Source organism: Pseudomonas sp. 65/3-MNA-CIBAN-0223 (assembly GCF_040310425.1).
In the GTDB taxonomy this organism is placed as follows: domain Bacteria; phylum Pseudomonadota; class Gammaproteobacteria; order Pseudomonadales; family Pseudomonadaceae; genus Aquipseudomonas; species Aquipseudomonas gregormendelii.
Genome location: NZ_JBEOPV010000005.1, coordinates 122,478 through 141,190 on the forward strand (window position 1 = coordinate 122,478; position 18,713 = coordinate 141,190).

The 18,713-nt window shown below is 59.8% G+C and carries 17 protein-coding genes and 1 riboswitch; of the genes, 7 read left to right on the forward strand and 10 right to left on the reverse strand.

Annotation, left to right across the window (positions count from 1 at the left end; translation table 11 throughout):
• Positions 1 to 239 precede the first annotated feature (239 nt).
• Complete coding sequence (locus AAEZ09_RS07270) at positions 240 to 791, forward strand: cytochrome b (RefSeq protein ID WP_350598834.1); 552 nt, start codon at positions 240 to 242, stop codon at positions 789 to 791.
• Between the two features lie 32 nt (positions 792 to 823).
• Positions 824 to 1,417 carry a YceI family protein gene (locus AAEZ09_RS07275; RefSeq protein WP_045059846.1) on the forward strand — a complete coding sequence of 198 codons (594 nt, stop codon included), beginning with the start codon at positions 824 to 826 and terminating at the stop codon, positions 1,415 to 1,417.
• Between the two features lie 249 nt (positions 1,418 to 1,666).
• Here AAEZ09_RS07275 and rhlE2 read toward each other — a convergent pair whose 3' ends face one another.
• The 4 genes from rhlE2 to ahcY all read right to left on the reverse strand — a co-directional run bounded on the left by rhlE2 (position 1,667) and on the right by ahcY (position 7,213).
• The gene (rhlE2, locus tag AAEZ09_RS07280) at positions 1,667 to 3,550 is read right to left on the reverse strand and encodes an RNA helicase RhlE2 (protein WP_350598836.1); all 1,884 of its coding nucleotides are present in this window, start codon (positions 3,548 to 3,550) and stop codon (positions 1,667 to 1,669) included.
• 223 nt (positions 3,551 to 3,773) lie between these two features.
• Positions 3,774 to 4,589 carry a substrate-binding periplasmic protein gene (locus AAEZ09_RS07285; protein WP_045059848.1) on the reverse strand — a complete coding sequence of 272 codons (816 nt, stop codon included), beginning with the start codon at positions 4,587 to 4,589 and terminating at the stop codon, positions 3,774 to 3,776.
• A 189-nt stretch (positions 4,590 to 4,778) separates the two neighbouring features.
• On the reverse strand, positions 4,779 to 5,624 hold the full coding sequence (gene metF, locus AAEZ09_RS07290) for a methylenetetrahydrofolate reductase [NAD(P)H] (RefSeq protein WP_045059849.1): 846 nt from the start codon (positions 5,622 to 5,624) through the stop codon (positions 4,779 to 4,781).
• Between the two features lie 179 nt (positions 5,625 to 5,803).
• A complete protein-coding gene (gene ahcY, locus AAEZ09_RS07295) occupies positions 5,804 to 7,213 on the reverse strand; it encodes an adenosylhomocysteinase (RefSeq protein WP_045059850.1) in 1,410 nt (469 codons plus the stop codon).
• 23 nt (positions 7,214 to 7,236) lie between these two features.
• Positions 7,237 to 7,338, reverse strand: a riboswitch (S-adenosyl-L-homocysteine riboswitch).
• A 198-nt stretch (positions 7,339 to 7,536) separates the two neighbouring features.
• Between ahcY and AAEZ09_RS07300 the strand changes: the two genes are divergently transcribed.
• A complete protein-coding gene (locus AAEZ09_RS07300) occupies positions 7,537 to 7,929 on the forward strand; it encodes an acyl-CoA thioesterase (RefSeq protein ID WP_045059851.1) in 393 nt (130 codons plus the stop codon).
• 261 nt (positions 7,930 to 8,190) lie between these two features.
• Positions 8,191 to 9,072, forward strand: coding sequence for a formate/nitrite transporter family protein (locus tag AAEZ09_RS07305; protein WP_350598839.1), 882 nt, complete (start codon positions 8,191 to 8,193; stop codon positions 9,070 to 9,072).
• Here AAEZ09_RS07305 and AAEZ09_RS07310 read toward each other — a convergent pair whose 3' ends face one another.
• Positions 9,073 to 10,338 (reverse strand): cation:proton antiporter, encoded by a 1,266-nt coding sequence (locus AAEZ09_RS07310; protein WP_350598843.1) that lies wholly within the window; start codon positions 10,336 to 10,338, stop codon positions 9,073 to 9,075.
• 106 nt (positions 10,339 to 10,444) lie between these two features.
• Complete coding sequence (locus tag AAEZ09_RS07315; protein ID WP_045059854.1) at positions 10,445 to 11,614, reverse strand: MFS transporter; 1,170 nt, start codon at positions 11,612 to 11,614, stop codon at positions 10,445 to 10,447.
• Between the two features lie 308 nt (positions 11,615 to 11,922).
• Between AAEZ09_RS07315 and AAEZ09_RS07320 the strand changes: the two genes are divergently transcribed.
• Both AAEZ09_RS07320 and AAEZ09_RS07325 read left to right on the forward strand, forming a co-directional pair.
• On the forward strand, positions 11,923 to 12,756 hold the full coding sequence (locus AAEZ09_RS07320) for an EamA family transporter (protein WP_350598845.1): 834 nt from the start codon (positions 11,923 to 11,925) through the stop codon (positions 12,754 to 12,756).
• 39 nt (positions 12,757 to 12,795) lie between these two features.
• Entirely contained in the window at positions 12,796 to 13,179 is a 384-nt protein-coding gene (locus AAEZ09_RS07325) for an MAPEG family protein (RefSeq protein WP_045059856.1), read from the forward strand.
• A gap of 126 nt (positions 13,180 to 13,305) precedes the next feature.
• Here AAEZ09_RS07325 and mltA read toward each other — a convergent pair whose 3' ends face one another.
• Positions 13,306 to 14,478 (reverse strand): murein transglycosylase A, encoded by a 1,173-nt coding sequence (mltA, locus tag AAEZ09_RS07330; protein WP_350598849.1) that lies wholly within the window; start codon positions 14,476 to 14,478, stop codon positions 13,306 to 13,308.
• A gap of 127 nt (positions 14,479 to 14,605) precedes the next feature.
• Between mltA and AAEZ09_RS07335 the strand changes: the two genes are divergently transcribed.
• A complete protein-coding gene (locus AAEZ09_RS07335) occupies positions 14,606 to 15,055 on the forward strand; it encodes a c-type cytochrome (RefSeq protein ID WP_205892063.1) in 450 nt (149 codons plus the stop codon).
• 82 nt (positions 15,056 to 15,137) lie between these two features.
• On the opposite strand, the gene AAEZ09_RS07340 is transcribed toward AAEZ09_RS07335, so the two are convergent.
• The 3 genes from AAEZ09_RS07340 to metK form a co-directional block, all read right to left on the reverse strand.
• Complete coding sequence (locus AAEZ09_RS07340; protein ID WP_045059859.1) at positions 15,138 to 15,533, reverse strand: DUF1090 domain-containing protein; 396 nt, start codon at positions 15,531 to 15,533, stop codon at positions 15,138 to 15,140.
• 99 nt (positions 15,534 to 15,632) lie between these two features.
• Positions 15,633 to 17,300, reverse strand: a complete 1,668-nt coding sequence (gene ligB, locus AAEZ09_RS07345) for an NAD-dependent DNA ligase LigB (RefSeq protein ID WP_350598851.1) — start codon at positions 17,298 to 17,300, stop codon at positions 15,633 to 15,635.
• A 208-nt stretch (positions 17,301 to 17,508) separates the two neighbouring features.
• Complete coding sequence (gene metK, locus AAEZ09_RS07350) at positions 17,509 to 18,699, reverse strand: methionine adenosyltransferase (protein WP_045059861.1); 1,191 nt, start codon at positions 18,697 to 18,699, stop codon at positions 17,509 to 17,511.
• Positions 18,700 to 18,713: the final 14 nt, after the last annotated feature.

An 18,713-nucleotide genomic window follows, 5' to 3' on the forward strand; every position in this document is an offset into this window, starting at 1 on the left:
GATTTCTCGGTTTACGCATCTCCTGTGGGAGCGGGCTTGCCCGCGAAAGCGTCTTCACGATGACCACTTAATTTCCGGTCTGCCACTAACATCCCGCCACGCTTTGGACTTTAATCTTTCCTTAACTCATCCGTCTCACACTCTTGATCGTATTTCTCGATATTTCAAAGCAAAATTTTCCGCTTTAATTCGATAGATAAGTCGATAGTCTTGGTCGCAGTTCTCACAGGATTTGGGCAATGCAGCTACGTAACTCTTCTTCGCGCTACGGTTGGATCAGCGTCTTCTTGCACTGGACTGTGGCACTGGCAGTCTTTGGATTGTTTGCGCTGGGCTTGTGGATGATCGACCTGGACTACTACAGCACCTGGCGCAAAGACGCGCCGGAGCTGCACAAGAGCATTGGCCTGGTGCTGTTCGCCGTGATGTTGCTGCGGGTGCTTTGGCGTTTCGTCAGCCCACCGCCGCCTACCCTGGAAAGCTACAGCCGCATGACGCGCCTTGGCGCCAAGTTTGGCCACTCGTTCCTGTACCTTGGTTTGTTCGCTGTGATGATTGCCGGTTACCTGATTTCCACCGCAGACGGTGTCGGGATTCCGGTGTTTGGCTTGTTTGAAGTGCCTGCACTGGTCTCCGGGCTACCGGACCAGGCAGATACCGCCGGTTTGATTCATTTCTACCTGGCATGGGCGCTGGTCATTTTTTCCGGCCTTCATGCGTTGGCAGCATTGAAGCACCACTTTATCGATCGTGATGCGACCCTTAAGCGAATGCTCGGCCGCAAAGCCTGATGTTCAACCTCGACTCCAAAGGAATAGAAAGCATGTTGAAAAAGACTCTCGCCGCTCTGGCAATCGGTTCCGCGCTGCTGTCCGCCAACGTAATGGCGGCCGACTACACCGTGGACAAGGAAGGCCAGCACGCCTTCGTCGACTTCAAGATCAGCCACCTGGGCTATAGCTTCATCACAGGTACCTTCAAGGACATCGACGGCAAGTTCAGCTTCGATGCGGCCAAGCCTGAAGACAGCAAGATCGAGTTCAATGTAAACACCGCCAGCGTATTCACCAACCACGCTGAACGTGACAAGCACATCGCCAGCGCCGACTTCCTGAACGCCAGCAAATTCGGCAAGGCGACCTTTGTTTCCACCAGCGTCAAATCCACCGGCAAAAACGCTGCTGGTCAGGAAACTGCTGATGTCGCGGGCGACCTGACTCTGGCTGGCGTGACCAAGCCAATCGTGGTCAAGGCCACTTTCCTGGGTGAAGGCAAGGACCCATGGGGCGGCTACCGTGCCGGCTTCGAAGGCACCACCAGCATCAAGCGTTCCGATTTCGGCAAGCAGAAAGACCTGGGTCCGAAGTCCGATGCAGTCGAGCTGTACATTTCGTTTGAAGGTGTGAAAGCGAAATAACATTCGCCGCTGACACAAAAAACGCCCCCGATCTCGCGATCCGGGGCGTTTTTATTGCCTGGCGCAATCTACGCAGGTGGTGAAATCCAGTGTGGGAGCGGGCTTGCCCGCGATGGCAGCGTGTCAGTCAATATCAATGTCTGCAGGACTGACGCCATCGCGGGCAAGCCCGCTCCCACAGGGTTTGCTTTAGCCAGAAAAAATGCCCCGAATCTCGCGATCCGGGGCATTTTTTATTGCAGCGTTAACTCAGCGATTACGAGTCAGCAGCGCTGGTTTTTCGCCGCGAGGACGGCCTGGCAATTGATCAAGCTGTTCAGGTGTCGGGAAACGATCGGTTTTCGACTCCTTGTGAATGATCTTCGGTGCCGGGCCGCGCGGGTTCTGCACCGCTGGTTCCGAGCGAGGCTGATCGTCACGCGCCGGACGGCGATTGCGACCTTCTTCGCGACGGGCTTGACCGTCACGTGGAGCACCGCTGCGTGGGCCACTGCGCTTGGCCGGCGGAGTGCCAGTGGTGGCGCCGTCGCTGCTGCGCGGACCGCTCTGGCGACCCTGTGGCTTACCGCCGTTGCGCGGTGCACCGGCACCTGCGCCGGCTGCCGCACCCGGTGCCGGAGCACCTGGACGACGGCCACGGCCCTGAGCCGGCTTGGCTTGCGGCACGTAGTCGACGCGATTACCGAAGTTATCGATGTCGTCGTCCAGGAACTCGTCCGGTGCGCGATCAGCGGAAGCACGAGGTGCCGGGCGCTGTTGCTCGCGAGCTGGCGTGCCTTCACGTGGCTTGTGCTCACGGGCCGGGCGATCGCCACGGCCAGTGGTTGCAGGTTTTTCCTTGCCGCCCTTGTCCTTGCCCTTGTCTTTACGACCGCCGCCACCGCCACCGCCGCCGTTTGGACCGTCGCCGCGCGGGCCACGTGGGTTGCGCGGGTTACGCACATCCGGACGCTCGCGCACTTCAGGCTTCTCGGCCTCTACAGCGCTGGAGTCGAAGCCCATCAGGTCGCCGTCGGCGATTTTCTGCCTGGTCATGCGCTCGATGCTTTTGAGCAGCTTTTCTTCGTCCGGAGCCACCAGCGAAATGGCCTCGCCCGAACGACCGGCACGGCCAGTACGGCCGATACGGTGAACGTAATCTTCGTCGACGTTCGGCAATTCGAAGTTGACCACGTGTGGCAACTGGTCGATGTCGAGGCCGCGAGCCGCGATGTCGGTGGCAACCAGGATGCGCACTTCACCGGCCTTGAAATCGGCCAGGGCTTTGGTGCGGGCGTTCTGGCTCTTGTTGCCGTGGATGGCGACGGCGCTGAGGCCGTGCTTGTCCAGGTACTCGGCCAGGCGGTTGGCGCCGTGCTTGGTGCGGGTGAAGACCAGGACCTGTTCCCAGGCGCCTGCGGTGATCAGGTGCGCCAGCAGCGAACGCTTGTGGTTGGCTGGCAGACGGAACACGCGTTGCTCGATGCGCTCGACCGTGGTGTTCGGCGGAGTGACTTCGATGCGTTCCGGGTTGTGCAGCAGCTTGCCGGCGAGATCGGTGATGTCCTTGGAGAAGGTCGCCGAGAACAGCAGGTTCTGACGTTTGCTTGGCAAGCGAGCCAGCACCTTCTTCACGTCATGCACAAAGCCCATGTCGAGCATGCGGTCTGCTTCGTCCAGCACGAGGATTTCCACGTGGGACAAATCGACGCTGCCTTGGCCGGCGAGGTCGAGCAGGCGGCCAGGGCAGGCCACCAGCACATCAACGCCACGGGACATGGCCTGAACCTGTGGGTTCATGCCGACGCCGCCGAAAATGCAGGCGCTGACAAACTTCAGGTCACGGGCATAGACCTTGAAGCTCTCATGGACCTGGGCCGCGAGTTCACGGGTAGGGGTCAGGACCAGTACGCGCGGTTGGCGCGGGCCGTGACGCTGGGATTTGTCCGGGTGACCGTTAGGGAACAACCGCTCCAGAATCGGAAGGGCGAAGCCACCGGTTTTACCAGTACCTGTCTGTGCCGCAACCATGAGGTCGCGACCTTGCAACACGGCGGGAATGGCCCGCTGTTGCACCGGAGTAGGCTCGGTATAGCCCGCCGCCTCGATGGCGCGGACTAAAGCCTCGGAGAGACCGAGGGAAGCAAAGGACATGAGTAATCCTGTTTTAGTTAGGGCTTGGCCCAATGGGAGTCTTGCCTGGCGCGAATGGCGTTTAAGAAGAACGCAATCCCGTCCGGTCCTGCTGGGTCTGAAAAGCTCGTCTGGAGCGCTCGCGCGGGCTGAAAAGCTGCGCTGTAGCGGGGTCGAGATGCCTTGAACAAGTCCGAGCGTCCGGGCGTGAGCCTGGCGGGAAGGCCGGAGTATAACAGAGCAATCACTGCGCGCCGCTTTCCTGCTGCTCAACGGTTTTGCCGCGTACGGTAGTCAGGCCGTTTGCGGGTACTTCGACGGCAGGTCCCGCGCCATATCGGGCACTCAGCTCGGCATAGGCAGGCTCGCGCTTAAAGCGCTTGAGCTCGGCGCCGAACCGCTGCACCAGCAAGTCCATGCCGCCACTGCGACGCACCGCGAGGAATTGGCTTTGTTCACTGATGATAAGCGGATTTTCAGTGATCTTGTCGCGAATGCCCAATTCATCCAGGAGGTGCTGGCCCACTCGGCGGTCGGTGATCAACAGGTCGACGCGCCCGCGCAGCAGTTTCCCGAAGTTTGCTTCATGACTGGGTGCGGGCTCCCTGGTAAACAGCGTCGATTGGCTGAAGTCGGTGCTGTACAGGTAGCCCGGCGAGGTGCCGATGGTCAGGCCGCGCAGGGCGTTCAGGGAGGTGAACGGGTGCGGGCGGTCGTTGGCGTAGAACATCACGAACTGTACTTGCGACAGGGGTTCGCTGGGGTAAAGCAGGGTGGCGTCGCGTTCGTCGCTGTGAAAAATGTCCAGCGCACCATCGGCCTGGCCTTGTTCGAGCATCGACAGGCAGCGCTTCCAGGGCAGGAACTGCCACTGCACTTCAATGCCCAGGCGCTTGAAGACGATGGCGGTGGTTTCATAGTCCAGCCCCAGCGCCTTGCCGTTCTCTTCATAGACGTAAGGTGCCCAGGGCTCGGTGACAATGCGCAGTTTCTCGCCCCGGGCTGTAAAGCTCAGGCACGTGAACAAAATCACCGTCAGTAACTGTGAGATCAAAGGCATGGCCTGAGATTACGACGAGAAGCCGCAAAGAGCCAGAAACTGCATGGAGAAGCTCTATCTCCGTGGATTAGCGCACAGAAAAAGGGCGTTGAAAGCAAAAGATCGCAGCCTTCGGCAGCTCCTGCACCGGGTTTGTTTATTCCCGGTAGGAGCTGCCGAAGGCTGCGATCTTTTGATCTTGCTCTTTGCTTAGCGCGGCAACTTCAAATTGTTCCACACCGCCAGACTCGGCTCGGCCTGGTTCAACGTATAGAAGTGCAACCCTGGCGCGCCACCCTGCAGCAGACGCTCGCACATCTCGGTGATGACTTGCTCACCGAAGCCCTGAATGCTGCGGGTGTCGTCGCCGTAGGCTTCCAGCTGCTTGCGGATCCAGCGCGGAATTTCCGCACCGCAGGCATCAGAGAAGCGTGCCAGCTTGCTGTAGTTGGTGATTGGCATGATGCCCGGCACGATCGGGATGTTAACGCCCAATGCCCGCACCCGCTCGACGAAGTAGAAGTAGCTGTCGGCGTTGAAGAAGTACTGGGTGATCGCGCTATCGGCGCCGGCGTTGGCTTTGCGCACGAAGTTGGCGAGATCGTCTTCGAAATTGCGCGCTTGCGGGTGCATTTCCGGATAAGCGGCGACTTCGATGTGGAAATGATCGCCGGTCTCTTCACGAATGAATTCCACCAGGTCATTGGCGTGACGCAATTCGCCGCTGGCCATGCCCATTCCCGAGGGCAGGTCGCCGCGCAAGGCGACGATACGGGTAATGCCAGCCGCTTTGTACTGAGTCAACAGGCCGCGCAGATCGTCCTTGCTGTCACCCACGCAGGACAAATGCGGGGCGGCAGGGACTTTGACTTCGCTTTCGAGCTGCAACACGGTGTTGATCGTGCGATCACGGGTTGAGCCACCTGCGCCGTAGGTGCAGGAGAAGAAATCAGGGTTGTAGGTAGCCAGCTGGCGGGCAGTGGCGAGCAGCTTTTCATGCCCAGCGTCGGTCTTCGTAGGGAAGAACTCGAAGCTGTAGCGACGGTCTTGGGACATGGTCATATCCTTGGAAACGCGTAAGCCTGGAAGGCACCGTGCACCCTGTGGGAGCAAAGCTTGCTCGCGATAGAGACGCTGCGGTCTTCAGTGAGACCATGGCGACGCCATCGCGAGCAAGCTTTGCTCCCACAGGCCTGCATTAAACCGCTCCCCATGGGGGAGCGGAGCAGGACCGATCAGTAGCGGTAGGCGTGCGGCTTGAACGGACCTTCAACAGTCACGCCGATGTAGTCAGCCTGCTGCTTGGTCAGTTGCGTCACAACACCACCGAAGCCGCGAACCATTTCCAGAGCCACTTCTTCGTCGAGTTTCTTGGGCAGTACTTCAACGGTCAGGCGCTCGGCTTTCTGGGCTGGCGACAGGTCGGCGTATTTCTGGCCGAACAGGAAGATCTGTGCCAAAACCTGGTTGGCGAACGAACCGTCCATGATGCGGCTTGGGTGACCTGTGGCGTTGCCCAGGTTAACCAGACGGCCTTCAGCCAGCAGGATCAGGTAGTCATCGTTCTGGGCATCGAATGCGCCAGGACCGGTGCGGTGGATCTTGTGCACCTGCGGCTTCACTTCTTCCCATGCCCAGTTCTTGCGCATGAAAGCAGTGTCGATCTCGTTGTCGAAGTGGCCGATGTTGCAGACAACAGCGCGCTTCTTCAGGGCTTTTAGCATGTTCGAGTCGCAGACGTTGACGTTGCCGGTGGTGGTCACGATCAGGTCGATCTTGCCCAGCAGTGCTTTGTCGATGCTCTCTTCAGTACCGTTGTTGATACCGTCGATGAATGGCGAAACCAGTTCGAAACCATCCATGCAGGCTTGCATGGCGCAGATCGGATCGACTTCGGAAACCTTGACGATCATGCCTTCCTGGCGCAGGGACTGGGCCGAACCCTTACCGACGTCGCCGTAGCCGATAACCAGTGCTTGCTTGCCCGACAGCAGGTGGTCGGTGCCACGCTTGATCGCATCGTTCAGGCTGTGACGGCAGCCGTACTTATTGTCGTTCTTGCTCTTGGTGACCGAGTCGTTGACGTTGATGGCCGGGATTTTCAGTTCGCCCTTGGCCAGCATGTCCAGCAGGCGGTGAACGCCGGTGGTGGTCTCTTCGGTGACGCCATGGACGCGGTCCAGGATTGCCGGGTATTTCTTGTGCAGCAACTCGGTCAGGTCGCCGCCATCGTCGAGGATCATGTTGGCATCCCAAGGCGCGCCATCTTTGAGGATGGTTTGCTCAAGGCACCACTCGTACTCTTCTTCGGTTTCGCCTTTCCAGGCGTATACCGCGATGCCGGCAGCGGCGATAGCAGCAGCGGCCTGATCCTGAGTCGAGAAGATGTTGCAGGACGACCAGCGCACTTCGGCACCCAGGGCAACCAGGGTTTCGATCAGCACGGCAGTCTGGATGGTCATGTGGATGCAGCCGAGGATCTTCGCGCCTTTGAGCGGCTGCTCGGCAGCGTATTTGCGACGCAGACCCATCAGGGCCGGCATTTCCGATTCGGCGATGATGGTTTCGCGACGACCCCAGGCGGCCAGGGACATGTCGGCAACTTTGTAATCGTTAAAATCTGCAGGCGTGATAACAGCGCTCATGAAGAGCCTCCATTCGTAATGTATGCGAATGGGCGCCGTTGTGCGTTTAGTGTCCGGTCGCTGGGACCAGGCAACGCCCCATCCGAGCCTGACAGGTTGAACCTGCTGCAGCGCCCCTCGGACAGGTGGCGGGAAAACGGTAGCAAACGATCTTTACCGTTTTGAAACGGTGGCGATTATAGCGGGCTATGCTGATCTTCCAAAGCCTTTCTGCAGGTCAATGTCTGAACGGTAATCGATGCCATAGTCGATGGCGAATAGAGCTCTAGCCCGAGCTCTGCCATGATGGTAACCATCATTCGGCAAGACGCTCAGGAGTGAATATGAATTTCCACACCCGCAAATGGGTAAAACCCGAAGACCTCAACCCCAACGGCACGCTGTTCGGCGGCAGCCTGTTGCGCTGGATCGACGAAGAGGCGGCCATTTACGCCATTGTCCAGCTGGGCAACCAGCGCGTGGTCACCAAGTACATTTCGGAAATCAACTTCGTCAGTGCCTCGCGCCAGGGTGACATCATTGAATTGGGCATTACCGCCACCGAGTTTGGCCGCACGTCCATCAGCCTGACCTGCGAAGTGCGCAACAAGATTACGCGCAAGAGCATCCTGACGGTGGAGAAAATGGTGTTCGTGAACCTCGGCGAAGACGGCTTGCCTGCGCCGCACGGCCGGACCGAAATCAAATACGTCAAAGATCAGTTCCAGGACGAGTAACACGAGTTCGTGGGAGCCGGCTTGCCGGCGATGGCGTCGCTAGCATCACCGGAAAAATCCGAGTTCATCTCGGTGTCTGGTGTCGCTAATGACCCCATCGCGGGCAAGCCTTGCTCCCACAGATTGATGCTCCCACAGGCTCCGCACATGGCTCCCACAGGCCGCACTACCACAGGACTGATGTTTCGTTAGTGTGAGCAGTGAACAGCTCCGAACCGCGCCTGTCGTACGTACATCTCACGCCACCGGTTCCGGAGCACTATGGACACGCAAAAAGACGGCAAGACCCCGAACCTTTCGGCCCAGGAAAAACACGACGTCGACAAAAGCCAGCCGCCGCGCGCTGCCGTGCTGCATGAAATCATCCGCACCCAGGGTGATCAGGAGCTGGAACGCAGCGTCGCCGCCCTTTGGTGGTCCGCCCTCGCGGCCGGCCTGACCATGGGCTTGTCCCTCATGGCCATGGGCTTGCTCAACTCTCGCCTGCCGGACGCAGAAGGGTTCAAGGTAATCGCCAGCTTCGGTTACTGCGCCGGCTTCCTCGCGGTGATCCTTGCCCGTCAGCAACTGTTTACCGAAAACACCCTGACGGCAGTGCTGCCGATCATGACCAAACCGACCCTTAACAATTTCGGGCGGCTGCTGCGGCTGTGGACGGTGGTGCTGGTGGGCAACCTGTGCGGTACCTTGCTGGTGGCTTATGTAATGCTCCACCTGCCGATTTTCGACACCAAGACCGACATGGCCTTTCTCGACATCGGGCGCAAGGTGATGGAGAACGACGCGAGCAAGATGTTCGCCAAGGGCATCGTCTCGGGCTGGATGATCGCCACTATGGTCTGGATGATCCCTTCCATGGAAAGCGCGAAGATGTGGATCATCATTCTGATCACCTACCTGATGGCGCTGGGGGATTTCACCCACATCGTGGTCGGCTCGGCCGAGGTGTCGTACCTGGTGTTTGCCGGCGAGTTGTCGTGGAGTGATTTCTGGCTGGTGTTTGCCGGGCCGACGCTGGCGGGGAATATCATCGGAGGCAGCTTCATTTTTGCGCTGCTGAGCCATGCACAGATTCGCAGCGAAAGCGGGCCGCCCAAGGAGGATGCGGATCAGCAGCCTGATCCGCAAAAGCTCAAGAAGTAATCAGTGATGACCCGCCTGTGCCGCTGGCGCAGGCTCATCACGGGTGACGTGCTTGACGAGTTTGCCGATGCTCAGGCCCTGCAGCAGGATCGACGACAGCACCACAATGTAGGTAATGCTCAGCAACAGGTCGCGCTCCGGCCCCAGCGGCAGCGCCAGCGCCAAGGCTACCGAAACACCTCCACGCAGCCCGCCCCAGGTCAGAATCCTGATTGTCCCGCGCGGGACTGTGCGCCAGCGACGCAGCAGCAGGATGGCCGGCGCCACGGTCAGCAGGCGTGACAGCAAGATTGCCACGGCCAGCAAACTGGCTGCCAGCACGTGCAGCCAGTTGAATGGCAGCAGCAATAGCTCCATGCCGATCAGGGCAAACAGCAGGGCGTTGAGCATGTCGTCGAGCAGCTCCCAAAAACCGTCCAGGTACTTGCGGGTCATGTCGTTCATCGCCAGGTTGCGGCCCAGGTTGCCGATGATCAGGCCGGCGACCACCATCGCGATCGGCGCGGACACGTGCAACTCCGAGGCCATCGCCGAACCACCGATCACCAGCGCCAACGTCAGCATTACTTCGATCTGATGCTGCTCGATGCTCTTGATCATCAGGTACACCAGATAACCGATCAGCGCGCCAAACAGCACGCCGCCAACAGCTTCATGCACGAACAGCATGGCGGTTGCGCCGACGGTTGGCGTCTCACCCAGTTGCGCGATACCCAACAGTACGGTGAACACCACCACCGCCGTGCCGTCGTTGAATAGCGACTCGCCGACGATTGTGGTTTTCAGCGGCTTGGAGGCGTTGGCCGTCCGTAATACGCCGAGCACCGCGATTGGATCTGTCGGCGAAATCAGCGCGCCGAACAGCAGGCAGTACAGGAAGCTCACGTGCCAGCCGAACAGGGCAAAGATGTAATAGGCCAGGCTACCGATCACGGCGGTGGCGATCAGGACGCCGAAAGTCGCGAGCAGGCCAATGGGCCAGCGATAGCTGCGCAGGTCATTGAGATTGACGTGCAGGGCGCCGGCGAACAGCAGGAATGACAGCATCCAGTTCATCAGCAGATCGCCGAAGTCGATCTGTCCGATCAGTTGTTGAATGCGTTCTTCAAGACCGGGATAACCCAGGAAGCTCAGTCCTTGCAGGAGCAGGGAAAACAGCAGGGCAGTGACCATGACGCCGATGGTGGGTGGTAGGCCGATAAAGCGGAAATTGACGTAGGTGAGCAGCGAGGTAAGGCAGATAAATGCAGCGACAAGCTCAAGCATTCGGGGTCCTTTGGCAGGTGGTGGAAAGACTGTTAAAAGCAAAGCGTGATCGATTATCGCCTGGATGGCGGGCTTGGGTTCTACGTTCGCCTGGAGACTTCATACGTCAGTCGGTGATGCCGGCCAGCGGTGCTTCACGTCGTTGCCGGTAGATGAAGTACAACGCCGTCACCACGGTCAGGCCGCTGACCAGCGCGCCGGTCCAGGGCAGGTCGGCGAGGTCGGCGCCGCTGGCGACTACCAGCCCGCCGATCCAGGCGCCGGCGGCGTTGCCCAGGTTGAATGCGCTCTGGTTCAGGGTCGAGCCCAGGTTCGGTGCCTCATGGGCCTGGTCGATGATCAGCAGTTGCAGGATTGGGCACAGCGCGAAAGCAAAAATTCCCCACAGCACCAGCGTGATGGCTGCCGGGATGACCGAGTGGCTGGTCTGCGTGAAAGCTGCAAGCACCACCACTACCGCCAGTGCCATGCCCACCAATGACGGCAGCAGGCGGCTGTCCGCCAGCCGGCCGCCGAGCATGCTACCTGCCGTGAGGCCTACGCCAAACAACAGCAGCATGATGGTCACGCCATGAGGGCTGACGCCAGTGATGTCCTGCAGGATCGGCGCAATGTAGGTGAACACACTGAACAGGCTGGTCGACGCCAGCACGCTCATGCCCAGCGCCATCAACACATTGGCCTTGCCCAGCACCTTGAACTCGCTGGCAAGGTTGGCCTTGTCCATGGCGATGTCCTTAGGCAGCCACGCCCACTGGGCGATGGCCGCAATCACGCCAATCACCGAGACGGCCCAGAACGTCGAGCGCCAGCCGGCGTATTGTCCGAGGGCGGTGCCCAGTGGTACGCCCAACACATTGGCCAGTGTCAGGCCGGTAAACATCATGGCAATCGCCTGGGCACGTTTGTTCGGTGCTACCAGGCCGGCGGCCACCACCGAACCAATACCGAAAAACGCCCCGTGGCACAGGGCGGTGACCACGCGAGCGGCCATCAGCGTCGCGTAGTTCGGCGCCAGGGCACACAGAATGTTGCCGAGAATGAACATCAGCGTCATGCCCAGCAGCGTCGCCTTGCGCGGCATGTTGGCGGTGCCGATCGCGAGGATCGGCGCGCCGAACACCACACCCAGGGCGTACCCGGTGATCAGCAGGCCGGCGTGGGGGATGCTTACCGCAAGGTCGCGGGCGACGTCGGGCAGCAGCCCCATGATGACGAATTCAGTGGTGCCGATGCCGAATGCGGCAACAGCGAGGGCGAATAACGCGAGTGGCATGCGCAAGTTCTCTGTCGGTAGTCTTGACGCTGTAATCAGGCATACGCATGCCAGAGACCGCTCTGGAACAGAGCGGGTCGCGGGCAAAAATTATTGGAATTGGTCTGTGCGCAACTGAGTGCGGCGTGGTCGCTTGCAGTATAAACAGCTGCTGACATATGGCGAATCAATTCTCCCGTTTCCCTTAGGAGAGAGCTTGCTCGCAAAAAAACGTGATGGCGATGCGTTAATCCAGAAGGCGCGCGTTATCGTTGACGTCCATCGCGAGCGAGCTCCTACAGGGGAGTGGGTCACAAAAGGAGCATGCCGTGCTTGCAACGGCTTTGGTGTTAGTGGCGGCGCTGTTGCACGCGGCGTGGAATACCTTGATCAAATTCAGCGCCGAACGGCTGCTGGTAGTTGCCTGCATGGACAGCGTGGCCCTGTTGTTCGTGGCCGTCATGTTGCCTTTCGTGGAGTGGCCGCCGCAGGAGATCTGGCCATGGATTCTTGCGTCGGCGGCCTTCGAGTTGCTTTATCGTTATCTGCTGATCCAGGCTTACAGGGTCGGTGACCTCGGGCTGGTGTATCCACTGATGCGCGGATTGTCGCCGTTGGTGGTGCTGGCGCTGACACTGCTTTTCGCCGCAGAGGTACTGACCCATCAGCAGATCTTCGGCATCTTGCTGATCCCGCTCGGCATGCTGTGCCTGCTGTGGCAAGGCGGAGGCGGGGCGCGGCTGCCGTGGTCGATGTTGCCGGTGGTGGCGTTGATCGGCCTGTGTATTGGCTGCTACACCTTCATCGACGGCCAGGCTTTGCGGCGCTGGTCACATCCACTGGATTACCTGGTGTGGGTGACGCTGATCAGCGCCTGGCCTTTTCCATTGCTGGCACTGGTGCGCAAGCGACCGGCGTTCATGCTGTTCTGGCGCGAACAATGGCGGCTGGGATTGGCAGTCGGATTCTGCGTGTTGTTCAGCTACGCTCTGGTGCTGTGGGCCATGCAGCTGGGCTCGATTGCCGAAGCGGCGGCGTTGCGCGAGATCAGTGTGATCCTGGTGGTGCTGTTCGGCATGCGCTACCTGAAAGAACCTTTCGGCCGGCCGCGGCTCTTAGCCTGTGGGCTGGTACTGATCGGCATGCTGGTGATGAAGTTTTAACGCTGATAACAATTCTGGAACTTGAAAAGGGACTGCTTTATGACGGTTGCTCTGTGGTGCATCTTGATCGCGATATTTCTGCCCTACGTCTGCGTCGGCGTGGCCAAGATCAGTGGTGGGTACAGGTTGAAAGACAACCACGACCCTCGGGACTTTCTTGAATCGTTGAATGGGTTTGGTCGACGCGCGCACGCGGCGCAACTGAACAGCTTCGAAGTGGCCCCAGCGTTTGCAGCTGCGGTGATCGTGGCGCACCTGGCCGGCAACGCGGAGCTGGTGACGATCAATGTGCTGTCGGTGTTGTTTATCACCAGCCGCTTGCTCTACATCATCTGCTACCTGGCAGATTGGGCGATCTTGCGGTCGTTGGTGTGGTTTGTGGGGATGGGCCTGATTATCAGTTTGTTTGTGGTGTCGGCGTAAGATCAAGAGATCGCAGCCTCGGTGCCCTCGACAGCTCCTACGCAGATCCCTGCAGGAGCTGTGTTGAAGGAGCTGTGTAGGAGCTGTCGAGTGCAACGAGGCTGCGATCTTTATCTTTGTTCGCGCTCAGGGTTTGTCAGCCACCTGAGGCACCTGCGGCAACGCCGCGCCCTTGGGCCATAACATCCAGATCTGACCCTGCTGTTTCATATCCCCGGCCAACTGCCCGGCAGCTTCACCGGTGCCCCAGAACAGGTCCGCGCGTACTTCGCCGGCAATCGCTCCGCCAGTATCCTGTGCCGCTACCGGTCGAACCAGCGCCGTTCCGTCAGGTCGGGTGGTGGAAAGCCACAACAGGCTGCCCAGCGGGATCACCTTGCGATCAACCGCCGCACTGTAGCCGGCTGTGAGCGGTACGTTGAGCGACCCGCGAGGGCCTTCGTTGCTGTCCGGGTTGCGGGTGAAAAACACGTAGCTCGGGTTGCTGCCAAGCAGTTCCGGTATGCGAGCCGGATTGGCCTTGGCCCAATCACTGATGGCGCCCATCGTCACATCTTCTTTTTTCAGCTCGCCCTGTTCCACCAGCCAGCGGCCGATCGGTCGATAGGGGTGGCCGTTTTGATCGGCGTAAGCAATGCGCAACTGACGGCCATCATCGAGCTGGATGCGACCCGAACCCTGGATCTGCAGGAATTGCAGATTCATCGGGTCGGTCAGCCAGGCCACGACGGGTGCCTTCACCCCTTTGGTTTCGATGGTGGCTGCATCGTCGTAGGGCTTGAGTACGCGACCTTCGAGCCTTCCGCGCAGGCGTTTGCCTTTGAGTTCCGGATAGATGCTGTCCAGCGAGACAATGATCATGTCCTCCGGCACGCCGTACACCGGAATATTCGCCACCGCGGTCTGAGTCAGGCTGCCAGGGTAGACCGGTTCGTAGTAACCGGTGATCAGGCCGTTGGGGTTGTCATTGGCAGCGCGCAAGCCGTAGACGTCCAGGTGTTGCTTGAGGAATCCGCGGATTTCGTTGGCGGTTGCCGGGACGTTGGCGGAGGCCGCACAAGTGGCGCCCCAGACCGCGTCGGCCTTGAGTCGGTTACAGGCGCTGCGCCACGAACCGAAGCCGGCGATCAGGTCGTTGTCCGACACCGTTGGCAACGCTTCCCAGGTGGCGCTGGAGTAAGTCGCCAGCGCGTGGGTTTTGGGTGGGGTGTTTTCGCCCCCGGTGCAGCCGGCGAGCACGGCGACTATCGGGAGAGTCCAGGACAGGCGAGGGCGCCATGCCTTGATGCAGCTGATCATGGAGTAATTCCTTTGCTGGTTGCCTGAGTGCTCCATGCGCTCGAACAACCCATATTGATAATAGGGCTATTGGTCTTTACGGATGACGCGAGGATACTGGCCGCCGTTCCCGTGACCTGAAGCCACCATGACTCTTAAAAGACTTTCCGTTGTATTGCTGGCCTGCCTGACGTTGACTGCTTGTGGCGGCGTCGACCCGAATTCGCCGCTGGGCCAGCGCAAGGCGATTTTCAAACAGATGCTCAAGACCGGTGAAGACCTGGGTGGCATGTTGCGGGGTCGCATTCCATTCGATGGCGCGAAGTTCGCTGACGGTGCCGTGAAGCTCGATGCCTTGTCCCATGAGCCCTGGAAACATTTCCCGCAGGTGCGCGAAGAAGATCACACCAGCGCCAAGGATGATGTCTGGCAGAAACAGGCACGCTTCCAGGAAATGGCTCGCACGCTTGAAGCCGCCACCGGTGAATTGGTGGTTGCCAGCAAGGTTCAACCCTACAAGGCCAGCAATCTGGGGCCGGCGGTGCAGAAAGTCGAAGATGCCTGCAGTGCGTGCCATAAAGAATTTCGGGATCACTGATTTGCGGCGCTCTGGCTGACGATTCGACTTGCTCGCGAAGAGGCCAGTCAGAGCAACCGAAAGCTTCGGTCATTCTTTATATTTATTTATCCAGCTCATCCAGCGCTTCCTGCAATTCCTTGCGGGACTCGGCGAGCTTGTCTTTGCGTTTGTTGATCTTCTCCGGGTCGCCTTTCTTCATGGCCTTGTCCAGGTCTGCCTGGCGCTTGCTGACTTCATGCTTGGCGTCCAGCACCTTGTTTTCCCGTTCTTTCTGCAGTGATGCGTCGGTGCAGTGGGTGGTGACTTCGCTCAGGGCTTTTTCCAGGCCGGCCTGTTGATCAGCATTACCGTGGGACTTGGCCAGTTCGATCTGGTTGATGATGCCCTGTTTCTTGGCCGCGCAACCGGTCAGGCCGGGAGCCTCTTCAGCGGCCATCAGTGGAGCGGCCATGACGCTGCAAAGCGTCAACAGGGCGAGTGGAGAAAGAAATTTCATAAAAGCTCCATGTGTAAAGGCAATCGTGTCGGTGTGACGACGGGCCGTTTGAGCCGGATCGGCACCTATGGGTTCCCGTATGCACGGTATTGCCGGCCGCTAAAAACCGTCAACGCCCGCCATACGTAATGTTTCGCTCAAGGCCAGGACCTGCGGGTCACGGAAAAACGCGCTTAATTGCGCCGCGCGTCCCGGGCCTATACCGGCCTGGGCCTGCCATTGTTCGGTTTCACGTTGCGCCAGTTCCCGCCACGAATCAGCAAGCTGTGCCTGACCGATTGGCGGCATGCCCAACGCATTGAGCCAGCGTGCGAACGGACGTTGTCGGGCGCTGTTGAAGCTGTTTAAAAGCTGAGCCGTGCTGCGCTCGCCGAAACCGTTAATGTTAGCAAGCTCTTGAGCATCGAGGGTCAACCAATCCAGCAGTCCCTTCAGTCGGCCTGTTTCCAGAAGTTTCTCCCAGGTGCCCGGGCCGATGTTTGGCATGTCCAGCCCTTGCTTGCCGCTGAGCCAGGTCAGTCGCGCGAGAAACTGGCTTTGACAGCCCTGAGTGGGTTGCCAGCAACTGAGCTGATGAAAATCCGCAGCTTCTGGAACCTCCATGTGAACGCGCTCGACGCTACGCAGTATGACGCCGTCCAGCCTTGGAATGGTCAGGCCGGCCAGGCTGATGGACACCTGGTCGCCAGGGCGGATATCCAGCGCTTGCCAGCGTGGCAGGGAACTGACGCTGACGCGCTTGATCTGGCGATCATCGAGCCATATCGGCGCTACATCCAGCACTGGAGTGATCCGGCCAGTGCGTCCGATGTTGAAATGGACCTTGCGAACTTCGGCCAGCGCCTGGGCGAAAGGGTATTTCCAGGCCACGATCCAGTAGGGCGCCTTGGCTTGCCAGCGATCGGCAGAGGGGCGCTCGTCCTGGCGCAGGACAATGCCATCGCTGGCGAAAGGCAGGGGTGAGCGGTACCAATGCTCACGCCAGCGCACGACGTCGGCCAGTTCCGCGATCGGGTGGCTCAAGGGCGCGGTGCTATCGAATCCCAATGCGTCCAGGGCGGCAATGCGCGCGGAAAGACTGGCTGGGCCTTCTGGCCATTCCCACACGAACAGGCCGATGCCTGCGGCGTCCTGCGCGCTTAGTTGTTTGCGCGCCATCAGTCCGGCGACGTTGCCCCGAGCATTGAGGCTGCCGGCACTGGCTTGAACGTGGCCATCCAGGCGCCAATACAGTTCACCTTGCACCACCAGGTCCCGGGGTTGCGAAAGCTGTTGCGGGATGCCGCCAATCCGCCGCGCCGATGCGGTCCAGTCCTTGCCCTGCACCCCGTTGCCGCGACTGATCGCGCGCACCAGTACACCTTTCTCATACACCAGGCTCACTGCCACGCCATCGACCTTGGGTTGAACCCAGACTTGGTTGCGATTTTTCAGCCAGTCTTCAATGGCTGCGCCATCAATGAGTTTGTTCAGGCCGGTGTGGGGGATGGGGTGTGGAATCGAGCCACCTGCGGTGCGCAGTGGATCTGCCGGCGCGTCCAGATTGAAGCATTGCTGCCAGTCGGTCAGTTGAGCGCGGGCTTGATCGTAAAGTTCGTCGGCGACCATGGACTGGCCTTGGCGATGGTAGCTGTCGTCCCACAGGTCGATCTGTTTTTGCACGGCGCTGATCTCTTCCTGGGCTCGCCCGGGGGGCCAGTCGGGGCATGGGGCTGCGTGGACGGAGAGCGAAAGGAAGGTCAGGAGAATAGCGATCAACAAGCGCATCGTGAGCGTCCTTGCTCATTGGGGGTTGTTGAAGATTAGTCAGTATTGCCAGGCCCGGAGGGTGAGTGTTTTGCCTGGTATTTCCCGCGGTGAATGGGCCGGCCCCAACGCGAGCAGGCTCGCTCCCACAGTGCTGAGCTTGAGACACAGCCACAAAAAAGCCCCGCACGGCGAACCGTGCGGGGCTTCGGGTACCGCCGGGGAAGTCTTACAAACCAGCAGCGGAACGCAGGGCGTCAGCGCGGTCGGTTTTTTCCCAGGTGAACGTGGTGAAGGTGTCTTCGCCCACGGTCTTGGTTTCCGGGGTACGGCCGAAGTGGCCGTAAGCGGCGGTCTCCTGGTACATCGGGTGCAGCAGGTCGAGCATGGTGGTGATGGCGTAAGGACGCAGGTCGAACACTTCACGCACCAGGTTGATGATTTTCTCATCGCTGATCTTGCCGGTGCCAAAGGTGTTCAGCGAGATCGACGTAGGCTGGGCCACGCCGATTGCGTAGGAAACCTGAATCTCGCAACGCTCGGCCAGGCCAGCAGCCACAATGTTCTTGGCCACGTAACGACCGGCGTAGGCGGCCGAACGGTCAACCTTGGAAGGATCCTTGCCGGAGAACGCACCGCCACCGTGACGAGCCATGCCGCCGTAGGTGTCGACGATGATCTTGCGACCGGTCAGGCCGCAGTCGCCAACCGGGCCACCAATGATGAACTGGCCAGTCGGGTTGATGTGGAACTGGGTGTCCTTGTGCAGCAGCTCGGCAGGCAGTACGTGCTTGACGATCAGCTCCATCACGCCTTCGCGCAGGTCTTTGTACGACACTTCAGGGTTGTGCTGGGTCGACAGGACCACGGCATCGATGCCCACGACTTTGCCATTTTCGTAACGGCAGGTGACCTGGGACTTGGCGTCCGGGCGCAGCCACGGCAGCAGGCCGGATTTGCGCGCTTCAGCCTGACGCTGTACCAGCTGGTGAGAGAAGGTGATTGGTGCCGGCATCAGCACGTCGGTCTCGTTGCTGGCGTAGCCGAACATCAGGCCCTGGTCGCCGGCGCCCTGATCTTCAGGCTTGGCACGGTCGACACCCTGGTTGATGTCAGGGGACTGCTTGCCGATGATGTTCATCACGCCGCAGGTCGCACCGTCGAAACCAACGTCGGAGCTGGTGTAGCCGATGTCGGTGATCACATCACGAACGATCTGCTCCAGGTCAACCCAGGCCGAGGTGGTGACTTCGCCGGCGATGATCGCCACGCCCGTTTTCACCAGCGTCTCGCACGCCACGCGGGCGAACTTGTCTTCAGCAATGATTGCGTCCAGCACCGCATCAGAAATCTGGTCGGCGATTTTGTCCGGATGCCCTTCAGACACGGACTCGGAGGTGAAGAGGGAGTATTCGCTCATCTCGATGTTTTCCT